1 protein-coding gene is annotated in these 544 nt (G+C 34.7%); it reads right to left on the bottom strand.

What is annotated here, in order from left to right; genetic code table 11:
• Nucleotides 1-544, bottom strand: a 544-nt coding sequence (locus HMPREF2701_RS01630) for a replication initiator protein A (RefSeq protein ID WP_070481914.1), incomplete at both ends; no start/stop codon positions are given.

The raw sequence follows: 544 nt of genomic DNA, 5'->3' as shown, positions 1-544 counted from the left end.
TTGTGACCTTTTCTACTTTTCTTTTCAAAATAGGTTGAGTATTCCTATCCTCCTCATCCTCAATAAATAAAGAATCAGTTTCACTATATTTAGTCTCACTAACTTCAGTCTCACTAGGGGCTGAATATGAGACGGGGGCCGTTTCATTTTCAACCTGCCCTAGTCTTTTTTTAACACTAGGCCTGTTTGAACTAGCTACTGGGGTAGAAGACAATTCCCCTAAATAAATCTTATTAGCTAGTCTTCCTTTCTCACTTGAAGACTGTTGGACTTCATCAATTAAGTCATATTCTTTAAGAATTTTTTTGATTGATAGTAGTTTTGACTTCGAACAACCTAACAGCTTCATCAGTTTAGAATTAGAAAATACTAAATAGACCGCGCCTTCTTCATCTATCCAACCACGACTGAGAGATAATTCTAAACGATCTTTTAAAATAGAATAAGCCACCTTTACTTCTAGTTTCATATCCATATACTTCTCATCCTCGAAAAGAATTTTAGGTAATTTGTAATACCGTTCTGAAGTTTGGTATTGATTTGC

It is taken from the genome of Streptococcus sp. HMSC077D04 (genome assembly GCF_001808785.1).
In the GTDB taxonomy this organism is placed as follows: Bacteria; Bacillota; Bacilli; order Lactobacillales; family Streptococcaceae; genus Streptococcus; species Streptococcus mitis_BX.
This window is presented reverse-complemented; position numbering and strand designations above follow the sequence as displayed.